This is a genomic window from Bacillus sp. 220_BSPC (assembly GCF_001054655.1).
Classification (GTDB): Bacteria; Bacillota; Bacilli; order Bacillales; family DSM-1321; genus Peribacillus; species Peribacillus frigoritolerans.
The window spans coordinates 1-15,517 of the sequence record NZ_JVPL01000060.1 but is presented as its reverse complement, the minus strand read 5'-3'; the positions used below and the strand labels follow the sequence as shown (position 1 = coordinate 15,517).

Below are 15,517 nucleotides of genomic sequence, written 5' to 3'. Positions count from 1 at the left end.
GAAGGATATTATTGGTACCGCCTCGTGTAGGACAACAAAACAAGAAAACTGCCTCCCCTTGCTACATGAAGTTAATTCGAGATAAATATTTTCTCCAATATTACTTGACGGGAATATTCCTGTTTGTTTATATCTCACCCAAAGGACTATAATTCTAATAAAACGTGGGGTAAAGATGAATACTACATTATTAATTACTCTTCGAGTGGGGGTGGTGACCTCATTAGAAACGGCCCTTTCACCGCGGGAGAATATGCGGAACGACTTCAAATTCGGCACCCATTGGCATCCAAACATCTAAGTGGGCTTCATAAATCAGGAGCGGCGGAATTTATGCGGAAGCAATTCGTCGAATTTACAAGCTTCGCCCAGAGCCATTTAGCATTAAACATTTGGTTCGAACAGTATTGTGAAATATTTGAAGAAAGACTCGACAGCTTGGAACTTTATCTGAAGAAACTACAAAAATTATGATTGGAGGAATAAAATGTTCCAAAAAACCGAAATCACCCGCAGTTTCAATGCTCCTCGCGAGCTTGTATTTAAGGCTTTTACCGAATCAGAACATCTGCAGAACTGGTGGGGCCCAAAAGGATGGGCTTTTGATATTTCTAAGTTCGAGCTTCGCCAGGAAGGTGTCTTCCATTACAGCCAGACATCTCCTGATGGTAATGTAATGTGGGTCAAATTTGTTTATCATGAAGTAAATGCCCCAGATAAACTCGTTTACACCTCTTTCTTTTCTGATGAAATGGGGAACATCGTACGTGCTCCTTTTAACGACAACTGGCCATTGGAAACGCTCAATACTTTTACATTCACCGAGCATGAAGGTAAAACAACACTTACGATGATTGGGGCACCTGTATCCCCAAGCGAGGAGGAAATGAAAACGTACGAGGAGTCGCGGGAAATGGTTCAGGAGGGCTTTTCAGGAACCTTCGTTCAACTGACTGACTACCTCTCTACTATTTCATATAACTAAAAAACAACCCCAGATCTCTCTTTACATAGAGAAATCTGGGGTTGTCAGTTTAGGTTCATTTAGAATTCAATTTCCCGAGCAGACTTGGAAGGCAATCAATTCGTGACACTGCCATCTTCGTCCGGATCTTCAATATCCGCCGGATCTTTTTCCAATAGGGCCTCTTTGTCTTTTTCGTTCCATTTTGTTTTATACCCTAATGATTTCGCTACTCCTAACACGGGTAGATACGATTTTTTATCTGGTTTAAATGTTTCTAAATCCCCTGTTTGGATTACACCCAAACCTAGTAGCAATTTATCTGATTGGATATAGGGTTTTTCATCGATCAGTTTCATTTGATCAGCTGTATAAGGATAAACGGCTCCATTCACTTTTAATGTAAACGGTCCCTTTTTTTCTTCTTTTATTTCTTTTGGCTTTTTCGATTTATGGGAAACATTATACACACCCTGAACAGTTCCTTCTCTCGTATTATCGGCTCCTCCATACATTTTCCCCTTTTCATAATCATAAATAACAGCTTGCACATTTCCGATATGTTGCGGTTTCTCTTCATAAACATGGCCTTTAGCCATTAACTCCAGTCTTGTATTTTGTTCAATTCCCGGTTCCCATCTTACTGTCGGATAACCAGCAGAATAAATACGTGGCGCATATATGGCATCTTGAATGAGCATTTTATGATCAAGCACGTTCATGATCGTTTCAGATACCGATGCGATTATCGTCGCTCCTCCTGGTGAACCAATGGCCATGAAGGGGTTCCCATCTTTTAATACGAAGGTCGGGGACATACTGCTTCTCGGTCTTTTTCCCGGTTCCACCTGGTTAACTCCACCTGGTGTGGCATCAAAATCCGTCATTTCATTATTTAGCATGAATCCATAATCAGGTACCATGATACCTGATCCGAATACTTGCTCGATTGTAGTCGTATAAGCAACCATATTTCCCCACTTATCCATTACAGAAAAGTGAGTCGTTTGTCCGATTGGGGTTTTCTCTTCTTTTACCATCTTCATTGCAGTGGGTTCTTTGCCCTCATACTTCCATGGATCGCCTGCTTTGACATCAGCTGTTGATCTATTTGGATTGATGAGTTTTCTTCTTTCTTTAATATAATCTTCATCTAATAGTCCTTCTGTTGGTACATCATAAAAATCTTCATCCGCCATATAGGCAGCGCGATCGGCAAAAGCCAGATGCATGGCTTCGGTTAGATGATGAAGATACTCAGGCGAGTTGGCCCCCATCTTTTGCACATCGTATCCTTCCATAAGCTCCAGGATTTGCAGAACAGTCAAACTGCCTGAGCTTGGTGAAGCTGCCCCTACCACTTCAAATCCCCTATATTCCGATTTAATCGGCTCTCTTTCTTTCACTTCATAGTTTTCCAAATCCTCAGTTGTCATCGTTCCTTCACGCTTTTGAACTTCTTGGGTAAGTGCTTCCCCGATTTCACCTTTATAAAAAACGTTAGAACCTTGTTTTTTTATTAACTTAAGAGTCTTTGCCAGATCTGGCTGAACGAGGATGTCTCCCTCTTCCAATGGCTTTCCGTCTGGTACAAAAACTTTTGCAGCCGCTTGGTTATTTTTAAGCTTTGTTACATTTTCATCGATATATTGTGCTGTTGCCCAATTGACTTTCACCCCTTCTTCAGCCTGTTTAATGGCCGGGCCAGTGACTTGTGATAATTTCAATGTTCCATATTTCTCAAGAGAAGTCTCCACCCCCATCAGAGTCCCAGGAACTGCAACCGCTTTCCCTGATGTGTGCCGCTTACTAAAAGGAATAGGTTTTCCCTTTTCATCTAAAAAAAGTTCAGGCGTAACATTTTGAGGTGCCATTTCGCGATTTTCGATCATCGTTATTTTATTTTCCTTTTTATTATAAATCATGATAAAACCACCGCCGCCGATTCCAGACATCATTGGCTCAACTACATTTAATGATAATTGAATGGCAGCTGCTGCATCGACTGCATTTCCACCTTGTTTTAGTATCTCTATACCCGCTTCAGCTGCTAACGGATGAGAAACTGAGACGATTCCATTTGTAAAACCCTTTCCCATTGACCCATCCACTCCAGGAACACTTGCAAAAGCTGGTGTGATCATACAAAAGAAACTGAAAGTAACTAAAATAAAACTTTTTAAAAATTTCATGAATTAGTCTCCTTTCAAAATAAAACAAATTAGGGCTTTATCATAAGGCAAGTGGATATACGAGTATAATTCTCTAGTAGGAATATGCTGGTTGTCTCGATAAAAAGCAGTCTGCACATTCCCATTTGGCGTTGCGTTCTCAATGATGCTTCACTTCAAAAAATCACCCCCCGAATGGTTAAGCTCTACCCTTTACTTCCGGATCGATATTCACAAACTCAATTTTTCTCTATGCTTTGACCATTTTCCAAGATTTTGGAGCTGTCGTGATTGTCATTTTTCCAAAGATATTGTAAAGCCAGCAACACGATAAAAGCGGATATCCCAATGATGTCCGATACCGTTTCAGGGTAGATCAATAGTAAACCTACGATTATGGCGAGGACTCTTTCTAACCAGTTCATTCCCCTCATCCAGTAACCTATGACACCCGCCCCAATCGCAATCATACCTGCCATTGCAGTAAGTACTACCCACGCAACCTCCATCCATGTTGTATCGATCATTAGCATTTGCGGGGAGAGAACAAAAATATATGGAATGATGAATGCAGCGATGGCAAGTTTCGATGACTCAATCCCCGTTTTTATCGGCTCGCCTCCCGCTACCCCTGCCGCTGCAAATGCCGCTAAAGCAACAGGAGGAGTTATATCTGCTATAATGCCAAAATAGAAAACGAATAAATGTGCAGATAAATCGGGAACACCAAGCAAAATTATCGCAGGCGCTGCAATCGTCGATGTGATTACATAATTGGCGGTCGTAGGTGAACCCATTCCTAATATAAGTGCCGCTACCATAGTGAGCATCAGAGTTGGAATCAAATATCCACCAGATAAATCGATCAAGCCATTAGCCAGCTTAAGTCCTAGCCCAGTTTTCGTGACGATACCGACAATAATGCCCGCTGCTGCGGTTGCCGCTGCAACCGCAAGTGCTGTCCGGGCTCCATCCACCAATGCATAAATGATATCGATGAATTTCATGCGGACATCCTTGTTAATGAAACCTACAAGAACCGAGATGGCAATGGAGTATAGTGCTGCATGTGTAACCGTGATATTCATCATGAGCAATAGAATAATGGCAAGGATCGGTATTAGTAAATAAAGCTTGCCGAACACTTCCTTTTTACTTGGCATCTCTTCTTGAGTTAACCCTCGCAGCCCAAGTCGTTTCGCTTCAAAATGGGTCATGATCCAAATTCCTGAAAAATAAAGGATAGCTGGAATCGCAGCCGCCTTTGCTATATCCCAATACGTAATTCCATTCCCAATGAACTCAACCATTAAGAATGCCGCTGCCCCCATTACCGGAGGCATCAATTGCCCGCCTGTTGAAGCAGCCGCCTCCACTGCCCCAGCAAATTCCCTCTTATATCCAAGATTTTTCATCATCGGTATCGTAAATGCTCCTGATGTGACAACATTAGCCACAGAGCTCCCGCTAATCGTTCCTTGAAGAGCACTTGAAAAAATCGCAACCTTTGCAGGTCCCCCTATCCTTCTGCCGGCAATGGCGGTAGAGAGATCATTAAAGTATTGACCGACGCCTGTTCGGACCAGAAATGATCCAAACAGTAAAAATAGGAAGATGAATGTCGATGACACCGCTAACGGAGTACCCAAAATGCCCTCTGTCGAGAAGAACATCGTTTGCACCAGACGCTCCAGAGTCAAACCGCGATGAGCAAGGAATCCTGGCATATACTGTCCAAAAATCCCATAGAAAATGAATAATATAGCAATGACCATGATAGGAAGACCAACTGCACGCCTGGTTGCTTCCAAAACCAGCAGAATGGCCATAAAACCGACAGCAAAATCCAATACGCCTAAACGCCCTACATTCATGACGATATCTTCGAAAAATAAGGGCCAATATGCACCAACCCCAATACTAAGGATTGCTAATATGATATCGTACCAGGCAATTTGAAACTTTCCTTTTTGACGCTTCTTCCGGTTTGCAGGAAATAGTAAAAATACTAAGGAGAGTGCAAACCCTAAATGTATCGTCCGTTGGATTTGTGCTGTAAAAACACCAAATATGGCAGTATATAATTGGAATAGCGAAAAAGCCAGGAGTCCAAAAAACGCAATGTGGCCCAAGACACCAGTTAATTTCCTTGTCCCGGCTTCTGGATCATATTTTTCCAATAACTCCTGCTGCTCTGCTTCGGTTAAATATTTGATTTTTTCATTATCAGCCACTAATCTTCACTCCCTTCAACTGTTCCCACAATGAAATCCTTTCCGATGAAATCCTGACCCATGTCCCTGGTTTCATGAAGTCTGCCAATGTGTATGTTTTTTCATCATATATTAATCGATGATTGGCTTTAACTTGTCCTACCCGTAAATCTATATAGGTGAAAGTGCGTTGCATATTTTTTATGAAGTAGGTATCGTCTTTTACTTCAAACACTTCCTCACCCTCTGCATTGGAAGGCATACCGACCGCAAAATCATCATAGGCAAGTTCGGTTTGTTCGATTTGCTTACCCGATAACCGGTATGATTCCACAACATCTGTGAGGTGGATGGAGTGTGTATATTTAATCTTGAATTCTTTTTCTTTTTTCAAAGGAAAGTATGCCACTAATTCCCCTTGATCCTCGAAGGAAAAGGCTATTACATGCTTATAAGGAAAAAAGAATAAAAAAGCGATGAGCAGAGGTATACCAAAAGCCATGAATTTCTTGAATATCATAGGTACCCCTTTCACAACCAGTGTCCCATTTAGAAAAAAATGAAGCCGATAGGCCACATAAAGCGAGCTACCGACCCAATTGCCTTACTTGGAAACACCTTTTTCTTTAAAGTATTTTGCTGCTCCAGGATGCACTTCCATATCCCCTAATCCTTCAAGTGCAGTCTTTGCTGTAAGGAACTTGCCTTTTGCATGTGTGATTTGATCTGTGTTTTCATATACAGCTTTAGTCATTTCATAAACTAAATCTTCATCAAGATCCTTTGTAACCACTAACATCGCTTTAACAGCAACTGTCTTCACCTCGGATTTGATTTTGTACGTACCACTTGGAATGGTATCTTCAGCATAGTATGGATACTTTTTAACCAATGCTTGAATTTTGTCATCTGCAATAGGCAGAACCAAAATATCATTTTGGACGGATAGCGCCTCAACTGCACCAGTAGGCGTGCCTGCCGTGATGAAAGCTGCATCAATATTGCCTGCTTGGATTCCTTCGGTCGACTCATCAAAAGATAGATTCTGCCCTTTAATATCCTTTTCAGACAACCCATGAATCTCCAAGATTTGCATGGCATTAATGTAAGCACCAGAACCCGGAGCACCTACCGATACCTTTTTTCCCTTTAAATCCTCGATTGATTTAATTCCGCTTTTTGCAGTCGTTACAATTTGAACAGTTTCAGGATATAAAGAGCTGATCGCCATTATATTGTCAATGGGCTTCCCGTCGAACATTTCTGTTCCTTCAATTGCATACGCGGCGATATCCGTTTGCGAAAATGCGATTTCAGCCTCTCCAACCCTTAACGTTTCCATATTTTCAGCGGAGGCGCCAGATGTCTGAGGTGTTATGTTTGCTTTTGTTTTATCGGAAATGATTTTTCCAATTTGTCCTCCAAGCGGATAGTATGTACCTCCCGTTCCACCAGTCAACAGGCTCAAGTTTTGGTTACCGCTTCCTGAGGCACCTTCATTACTGTCTTTACAAGCCGTGATAATACCGGTGACCGTCAAAATCATGACCAATAAAAAGCACTTATGAAATTTTTTCATAAAAATCCCCCCTCATGTATATTCATCATCTGCAAAAGATGATTATGTTATTATTCTACCGACCGACTCACTTTCCCTTTTTTTACAAAATTAGACACATCACCCATAAGAACTAGTAATACATTAATAAGTTTTATAGAAATTAAATCACCAAGCTTAAATGTGTACAAAAACCTATTAAAAACAAGGGATATCTGCTATCCAATAGTAATATTTTACCGTTTATTACCTATTCTTCCTTTCTTTAAGGATAATATTGACTCTTCCATTTTAGAAATATATTATTGTTATAAACTTATAAGTAGATGTTATAAAATCATCCTAGCCCTTTTAACCATAAATCGTTATATCCAGCTTTTGTTTGAGAGGGAATTAAAAGTCAACCCTTTCCATTTTCAAATCCAATTGAAGTGGGTGATTGTTTGAATTACCTATCCCTTCGCTATTTCATAGAGGTTTCTAACCATCTTAGTTTCAGCGAGGCTTCCAAAACCCTGCATATATCCCAGCCCGGACTTAGCCAACAGATTTCATCCCTCGAAAAACAATTAGGCTTTAAATTATTGAATCGAACGACAAGAAAAATTACATTAACGGAAGAAGGAGAATACATCTATAAAAAGCTTGCGCCCTCCTTTGAAGATATCGAGAAAACAGTGAATTACATAGTTGAAAACAAAACCATCCCCAAGCCTAAACTGAAGATTGCTACCGTACCCTCTGCAGCTAGTATATATATCCCGAAGTTATTGAAAGAGATCGTGGGGCAATACCCGGAAACAGAGTTTTACGTGCATGAAACAACATCTTCAAGAGCAGTAAAACTCGTAAACCAACAAAATTATCACATCGGTTTCATCCGAACGCCCATTCACAGTAACATCATCGCCAATGAAGGATTAAGCATGATTGAATTCATGAGGTTCCCTTTACAATTAGTCGTCTCCACGAATCATACACTAGCCCATAAAGACGCTATACATTTATACGAAGCAAAAGACGAACCTTTTATCCATTATGATGCCGTTCAAGCACACTCCCTTCAATTCCTTTTGGAAAAGGCTTGTCTGACGGCTGGATTTTCACCTAAAGAATTATGTAAAGGCTCTGAATTACTGACGATTGCCAATCTAATATCCAATAACTTAGGCGTAGCCCTCATGCCGGAAGATATGGTTAGTTTGTTGGGAAAAAGCCAAGTAAAAGCCTTGAACATCGATAACTCGGAATTAACCAGTTCGATATCGGCAGTTTGGAAAAACACGGATGCCTCAATTCTGACTAAGCATATTTTGGAAACGTTAGAGAATGATGATGATTTTAACAATATATAAAGTTCTTGGTTGGGATATTGCTGCGAAGCGAGGCAATTATAGTAAAATGAATGATACTTATCGGTGTTAAAAAGCCCCATTTCTCTTTTATGACACTGAGAAACGGGGCTGTTAAATATTCGATCATTTCACCTTTTAAACTTCTTATTGGCGATGGGGCGGTTCACCCCTATATAACTTATGAAAACCTTATCAAAGGACCCTTGTGCTTATTTGATCCGTATTTCCTGTAACTTTAATAAAGATTAACATTATGAAAAATCGCTATAGGGGCGTTACTTAAACCAATCTAAAAAGTCGAATTCCTAACTGTGGAGGAATTCGACTTTTAATTTTAACAGTCATATTAACCTGTTCCCTTGTTAAGTAACAAAACATGTAAAGCCTCGAATATATCAAACTTAACTTTTTTTCGATTATAACCTGGAAAATCGAGACCCCCTATCCATCACTTTTATCTCAGGAACCCAGCCTATGTACTTTAGTCTTCAGAAAAGTCTTGTTGTTAGAAAGAGGTCATCCAAATAATGAAGTACTATGCAGCGGCTGAACTTTCGCCAAAGGATCAATATAGGCTTTGGCATTACTAACTGCCGTAGGACCTTCACCGAATCCGGAAGCAATTAATTTAACCTTTCCATCATACGTACAAATATCCCCGGCTGCGTAAATGCCTGAAATATTTGTTTCTTGTTTTGAATTAACGATAATTGCATTTTTATTGATGTTTAGACCCCATTCTTTAATCGCTCCAAGAGAAGAGACAAAGCCGTAATTAATAATTAAATCATCTACGTCAACCACTTCTTTTTGTTGAGTCTTAGTGTGTTCTAAAACTATTTGCGTAATGTAATCTGTTCCTACCAATTCGGAGGGAATATAAGGTGTTTTGACCTCAACAGAGGAATTCACTAATTTTTCTACACTATGCTCATGGGCACGGAATTTATCTCTTCTGTGTATCAATGTTACCTTTTCAGCAATCGGCTCTAACATAAGGGCCCAATCAACAGCAGAATCCCCACCGCCTAGAATCGCCACTTTTCTTCCTTTAAATCGGTTCATATCATTCACGAAATAATGCAAATTCTTATCCTCGAACTGTGTTGAATCTTCCAATTCTAGTTTACGAGGCTGAAAGGCCCCATTTCCAGCAGTAATGATCACTGATTTAGAGAAATGAGTATCGAGGTTTGTGGTGATCTTAAATGTTCCGTCTGCTTGCTTTTCCATTTGTTCAACTGCCTCTTCAAGACAAATGGTTGGTTCGAATACTTTCATTTGTTCTTTTAAATTCTCTATCAATTCCTGCGCCCTTACTTTTGGAAAACCAGCTATATCATAAATGAATTTTTCGGGGTAAAGAGCCGAAAGCTGTCCACCCAATTGAGGCAGACTTTCGAGGATTTTCACCTTCGCTTGCCTCATTCCGCCATAGAACGCAGTAAACAAGCCAACTGGGCCGCCGCCAATAATAGTTATGTCATAGACCTTCTTTTCTTCTGTCAATGCAATCACTCCTTGTTCTTCTAGGTTGGTTGTTCATACTGAACATGATCTACAGGTTGTAAGAGATCGACTTGTAATGTTTTCACAAGTAGCCCTTCCTTTTTTCTTTGATTCAGAAATGATGGATAAAAGCAATTGAATATCCACCCTTTCAAAGACAATCTGGATATGTCACCACATTAAAAATCTATATAGCTACTAGTCACAAACGCACCTAAAATTATTATTCAAATTTATTAGGGTTACCATCAAAGGATGCTTGAGCCACTTTTATAGAATCGGTTGGACATCCTTCTGAAGCATCTATCATATCTTCCTCGAGTTCTTCAGGTATAATCGCTGCCCCAACATTATTATCCAATAAAACGAACGCAATCCCTTCCTCATCGTAATCATAAATATCCGGAGCTGAAGCACCACAAGCCCCGCAAGCAATACACGTTTCTTTATCCACGATTGTATAATTAGCCACTTTTCCCATTCATTCCCCTCTTAAATCTCAGTCCTGTTTTTTCCTTACTCATTCCCGTTCAAAAATTCCAAAATGCTCGAATTAAACTTCCTTGGATTTTCCTGGTAACACAAATGACCGCCATCTGGAATAATCACTAGCCGGGAGTTCATTAGCTTTTCATGAATGGCTTCTGATTCCTTAATGGGAGTTACAGTATCCAACTCACCACAAATCACAAGAACAGGAACAACTATATGAGATAACATACTCATTTGATTTAGATGATAAAGTGAATATGCTACCGAACGATATCCTGCCGGTCTTATCTGTGTCATAATCTCTTTGACTCGTGTATGGACATTTTCTGAAGCATGGGGAGATAGCAGTGCTTGTATCCTCTTTTCCGCTATCTCCTTAGTAGAAAGGTTTTCAATTGAAAATAATCGATTTTTCAATTTCGTCTCGTTCTCTTCTGGGGATAGAGCAGCTGCCCCCCTTGTCGAATCTGCTAATATAAGTTTATTAACCTTATTAGGGTACAGGCTGCAGTACTCTATCGCAATTGCCGCTCCCATTGAATGGCCGAGCAGATCGATTTTTTCCAGCTTTAGCTGATCTAGCATACCGTTCAGAATACGTGCGAACTCTTTAAAATTTCTATATTCTTCTGATGGATCTGAACTTTTCCCATAACCCGGAGCATCCCATGCGATTACTGTATAATGCTCCTTTAATTCCTGGATTTGTTCCTTCCATGACTGTGAATTATTGCTCATACCATGTAATAATACTAAAGGTACTCCATTACCTTCTATTTCATAATGAATACTTAAATCTTCTACTTTTACGAATGGCATACGATCAGTCCCCTTCTAAAGGTAAGTCTCTAACTCTTAAAGCCCCCAAACTTGATATAACTTTCTTAAATTAGAGAATGATTTACTATTTTTATATTTTGCTTGAAAACCCTATAAAGAAAGTGCTTTCTTTCCCGACTTACAATTTAGCTAACGTATTCAAATACCTTGCCAGCTTAGCCAAGGCCCCGCACTGACAATCCGCCGTCGCTGGAAATGACTTCACCGGTGATTGCTCGTGATTCGTCAGAAGCTAACAGTACATATGCCGCAACGTGATCTTCCGGCATCTGGGCAAGTTGAAGAATATTCCGTTTTTTAATGCTGCTTGCTTTCGTATCATTATCGACGATTTTCACAAATGGACACAGCGGTGGAATCACCGTGAGTGCTGTCAATGTACCCCCTGGGGCTACGGCATTTACCCGGATGGAAGGCGATAGTTCGAACGCAAGCTGGCGCATTAATCCAATTTGGGCGTGTTTGCTCGCTGTATACCAAACACCGCCGCCATCTGGATAAAAACTTGCACCGGACACGGTAAAAATAATATTGCCATTTGTTTTTTTCAGTTCTTCAAGAGCAGCTTTAGCTCCGAAAAAAGAGCCTTTTACGTTAATATTGAATAGAAAATCATACGCTTCGGAAAGCGCCTCGGGAGTCACATCGGCAAATTTGGCAAATCCATCGAACACGCCTGCATTCGCAACGAAGACATCTAACTTTCCGAATTGCTCAACAGTAGCTTGGACCGCTTGTTCATTGTCTTCGTATTTGCTTACATCTCCCTGATAAGTAAGGATATTTTCACCAAATTCTCCTTTCATTTTCGCTAATGTCTCTTTAGAGCGGCCGATAATGCTTACTTTTGCTCCTTCTTGTATAAAACGGCGTGTGACAGCTTCTCCTATTCCAGAAGCTCCCCCTGTAATCAAAACGACTTTATCTTTTAAGGCCATGCCCATTGTCTCCACCCCTTCTAATATCTCTCAAACATGATGAACGGTTATCCAAAGATCGGTTCAATTCAAGTATACGGTCTTGTAGCGAGGACATAACCCCAATAAACGTTTCATATATAAAACTATGTTTTTTTATATAAACAATTCTAAAATGTAATCGCTTCATTGTCAATGTAAGCTGTAAAAAAACTGAAACCATCGTTCGGGAATACGTGCCTTGTTGTATATCAAGCTGTGGTCATTCTTATTCCTGTGTACACGCCAATGAGTTATTCAAGATTTATTGTGGTTCTCAGTAAGAATCTAGCGTCCCTTCTTACTGAGAAACGTATGATAAGTACCTTTTTTGCTCTCTATAAAGTTACTTTGTTTCCTGTCGTATTACTTAGGTGATTTTCGGCAACTTCTTGTTTAATCATAAATAAGTACGCGACAAACCCCAGAGTGGCTGCTACAATCAGCATGGCAATGGAGGGACCAAAATCACCGCCAGACATATCGCGGCTCCACCCCATGATATAACTTGAAAATCCACCCATAATATTCGTGAATCCCATTAAACCGGCAGCACGTCCCGCTGTTTCAGGTGTTGAAAATTTGATGATGAAGAAATTGGTCAGATGAAACATTCCTCCCTGAGTTCCCATGGCGAGCCCCATTGAAACCCCGGCCATAATAGGACTAGGTGCAAGGACCGCGATTGTCAAAAATACAGCTGTTAGTATGAAAAGAATCGTCGCAAGCAAGCTCGGGCGTTTCGTTTTGTCCGCCAGAAATCCGCCAGCCAGGACAAATCCTAGCGCGAATAGCCATGATAATGAGGTAATCCCAGTCATTGCATCTCTTTCAAAGCCTTTGGCCTCCACGAGATAGGTAGGAAGCCAAATACTGATTCCAAAGAAAAGAAAGGACGACATCAAATTGCCAAACCAGACAATCCAATAACGATAATCCTTTGCGAAGAATTGCTTCAACTGCACATCATGCGCTTCGTCCTTTTGGCGAATATAGGAGACTTCCTCTTTACTCATGCGTGGATGCTCTTCTGGCGTATTACGAGTCAAATAAAGGAACATTGGAATATTTATAAACAAGTTAAATGCGGCGAGAGCAAAGAACGCGGCCTGCCAATGAAATGTTGAAATAATGAGGATGAGCATAACGGTACCCACTGCCGGGCCAAGGTAGTTTCCAGTAATCCAGAATGACTGCGCCCTGCCAAGCTCTCGTTTATTAAACCAATTCGAAATGAATTTACCCGATATCGGGATCATCATGCCTTCCCCGATTCCGAGGATGACCCTACTAATTAAAAACATTTCGTATGTAGTGGACAGTCCTCCCATGACCATTGTCGCTGTCCATACCAGTAAACCTAAAACTGCTGTTTTCCGCGCCCCTAACTTGTCGATAATAACACCCCAAAAAATGTTGGAACAGGAGTATGAAATCATGAATATAAAGGAGATCAAGCCAATTTTCGCATTTTTATCCGGGCCAGTCAGACCAAGATCACTTAAAAATCCCGGATCGGTTTGGATAACAGAGATACCTACTTTATCAATCTGACCGAAAAACCAGAAGAAAAAAATAGGAATCGCTATGTACAACCATCTTTTTTGACCTTGTAACATGTTATTTCCCCCTTATCATAGGCTCATTTGAATGCGCTTTCATGATTTTCGATACAAAATGGCTATCATGCTATCAAACTTCACCAACTCCCCCTTTCAAAAAATAGCAGCAACTCTTGTTTCATATAAAAAACATTGTTACCGATATTTAATGTTATATTGAATTTTCGTAATAGTCAATAATATTCAGAATAATATTTTTCCAACAGAAAAACTAGTTTTATATAAAAAACTAAATAAGGTATTGTTTCGATGAAAACAACCCGAAACAATACCTTGCCCACCTATCACAAAAACCGGATAACGTTTCTGCAAATCCTCGTAATTAAGGTAATGCAACTCCATAATTATTTGAAACTTCATTACCTGCAACAATAAAATGTCCTTCATGGGACTGAAGCACTGCTAAGTCTAGTTCCGTTCAAGTAAAGAGTTTTAACCGGGAATAGTATGGCGGTTTTCAGTCCATCACCACAACTTATGCTGCAACTTGAGGTGAAAAAGGCATACAGTTCCTGAACCGCCAACCAACGATTCCTTAGATAGGGAAACTCAAAATTGAAGAATGTTCTTCCGCTCATTCGGTTGCCGTCTTTCCTTTTATAACGATTCTTTATAAATATATAAAAATTAACTATTTTTATTATTTATCACTCAATGTTAGCATTTTGTTATAAATTATTTGAAAGGATGAGAGATGAATGACTATCCAATATTCTGAATTCGCAGTATTCGGGCTCGGTCCCATCGGAATTGAAATTGTACGCAGTGCTTATCAAACGAATCCTCAATCGATTATCGGTGTTGTCGATATTGATCCCGATAAGGTAGGGAAGGATATTGGCTTCCTGATCAATGAAAAGGAAACGAACAAGTGTGTAGTTCCCCATATCCAGGAAGTAAATACTGAAGCTGACCACCCTATCGCCCTCCATGCAACCGGTTCCAATGCACAACAAGTATGGCCCCAAATCAAAGAGCTGCTATATCACGGCTTTTCAGTTGTATCCACCTGTGAACAGCTTTCCTTCCCTTGGCATCGCTACCCTTTACTTTCAAAGGAAATAGATGATTATGCTAAAGCAAAAGGACTTAGTGTCATCGGGACCGGAATCAATCCAGGGTACATCATGGATACTATGGCCATTTCTTTTACAACAGTATTGACCACTGTTAACCAAATTAAGGTCATTCGTAAAGTTGATGTTTCGAAAAGGCGCCTCCCTTTACAAAAAAAGGTCGGAATCGGGATGACCAGAGAAGAGTTTGAATTATTGGCCCAACGGAATGAAATTGGGCATGTAGGTCTTGAGGAGTCTGTAAGGTTAATCGCTTACGGGCTGAATTGGAAACTTTCAAATGTTATCAATACAATTGAACCAACGATTGCAAGCGAAAATATGACCGTTCCGCTAACTACCTTAAAACGAGGGGATGTTATGGGGCTTCATCAAATTTCCACAGGCAAGACTGTGGACGGAAAGGAAATTTCCTTGGATTTAACGATGTCTGCAGGTATTAAACAGGAAGATGAAATCGTTATTGAGGGGAACGAAACCCAAAGGTTGATTGTTCCAAACGGCATTTTTGGAGATACTGCAACCGCAGCAATGATCATCAATACCGCTAAGCAAATTGATGCCCTCCGTAAACCAGGTTTACTTACAATGGCTGACATCGGGGTGCCAAGAAATATAAATCAATCACACTTTGTGTGTATTTAAGTGGGTGACTAACAATCTTGCGATAAAGTATTACGATATAGGAAAAGGTGAACCCCTAATGGTTCACCTTTCAGTTTGTAGACAAAAGGGGTTCGGAATTAAAAAATTCTGAACCC

The 15,517-nt window shown here is 40.3% G+C and carries 12 protein-coding genes; 3 read left to right on the top strand and 9 right to left on the bottom strand.

Features of this window, described 5'->3' with window-relative positions; all coding sequences use genetic code 11:
- Positions 1–487 precede the first annotated feature (487 nt).
- Positions 488–985: an SRPBCC domain-containing protein gene (locus ADA55_RS03665; RefSeq protein WP_048679185.1), complete on the top strand. Its 498-nt coding sequence runs from the start codon at positions 488–490 to the stop codon at positions 983–985.
- Between the two features lie 95 nt (positions 986–1,080).
- On the opposite strand, the gene ggt is transcribed toward ADA55_RS03665, so the two are convergent.
- From ggt to ADA55_RS03645, 4 genes are all read right to left on the bottom strand, one after another.
- Positions 1,081–3,156: a gamma-glutamyltransferase gene (gene ggt, locus ADA55_RS03660; RefSeq protein ID WP_048679182.1), complete on the bottom strand. Its 2,076-nt coding sequence runs from the start codon at positions 3,154–3,156 to the stop codon at positions 1,081–1,083.
- Positions 3,157–3,374: 218 nt separating this feature from the next.
- Positions 3,375–5,369, bottom strand: a complete 1,995-nt coding sequence (locus ADA55_RS03655) for a TRAP transporter permease (RefSeq protein ID WP_048679179.1) — start codon at positions 5,367–5,369, stop codon at positions 3,375–3,377.
- On the bottom strand, positions 5,362–5,868 hold the full coding sequence (locus ADA55_RS03650; protein WP_048679176.1) for a DUF1850 domain-containing protein: 507 nt from the start codon (positions 5,866–5,868) through the stop codon (positions 5,362–5,364). The genes ADA55_RS03655 and ADA55_RS03650 overlap by 8 nt, the downstream gene beginning before the upstream one ends.
- Positions 5,869–5,952: 84 nt before the next feature.
- Positions 5,953–6,927, bottom strand: a complete 975-nt coding sequence (locus ADA55_RS03645) for a TAXI family TRAP transporter solute-binding subunit (protein WP_048679174.1) — start codon at positions 6,925–6,927, stop codon at positions 5,953–5,955.
- A 422-nt stretch (positions 6,928–7,349) separates the two neighbouring features.
- On the opposite strand from ADA55_RS03645, the gene ADA55_RS03640 reads away from it, so the two are divergent.
- A complete protein-coding gene (locus ADA55_RS03640; RefSeq protein WP_048679168.1) occupies positions 7,350–8,261 on the top strand; it encodes a LysR family transcriptional regulator in 912 nt (303 codons plus the stop codon).
- A gap of 516 nt (positions 8,262–8,777) precedes the next feature.
- On the opposite strand, the gene ADA55_RS03635 is transcribed toward ADA55_RS03640, so the two are convergent.
- The 5 genes from ADA55_RS03635 to ADA55_RS03615 form a co-directional block, all read right to left on the bottom strand.
- Positions 8,778–9,770, bottom strand: coding sequence for an NAD(P)/FAD-dependent oxidoreductase (locus tag ADA55_RS03635; RefSeq protein ID WP_048679165.1), 993 nt, complete (start codon positions 9,768–9,770; stop codon positions 8,778–8,780).
- A gap of 223 nt (positions 9,771–9,993) precedes the next feature.
- The gene (locus tag ADA55_RS03630; protein ID WP_048679242.1) at positions 9,994–10,242 is read right to left on the bottom strand and encodes a ferredoxin; all 249 of its coding nucleotides are present in this window, start codon (positions 10,240–10,242) and stop codon (positions 9,994–9,996) included.
- 44 nt (positions 10,243–10,286) lie between these two features.
- Complete coding sequence (locus tag ADA55_RS03625; RefSeq protein WP_048679161.1) at positions 10,287–11,081, bottom strand: alpha/beta fold hydrolase; 795 nt, start codon at positions 11,079–11,081, stop codon at positions 10,287–10,289.
- 176 nt (positions 11,082–11,257) lie between these two features.
- Complete coding sequence (locus tag ADA55_RS03620) at positions 11,258–12,046, bottom strand: SDR family NAD(P)-dependent oxidoreductase (protein WP_226990395.1); 789 nt, start codon at positions 12,044–12,046, stop codon at positions 11,258–11,260.
- Between the two features lie 350 nt (positions 12,047–12,396).
- The gene (locus ADA55_RS03615; RefSeq protein WP_048679157.1) at positions 12,397–13,677 is read right to left on the bottom strand and encodes an MFS transporter; all 1,281 of its coding nucleotides are present in this window, start codon (positions 13,675–13,677) and stop codon (positions 12,397–12,399) included.
- A 701-nt stretch (positions 13,678–14,378) separates the two neighbouring features.
- Here ADA55_RS03615 and ADA55_RS03610 point away from each other — a divergent pair.
- Entirely contained in the window at positions 14,379–15,401 is a 1,023-nt protein-coding gene (locus tag ADA55_RS03610; RefSeq protein WP_048679155.1) for a hypothetical protein, read from the top strand.
- Positions 15,402–15,517: the final 116 nt, after the last annotated feature.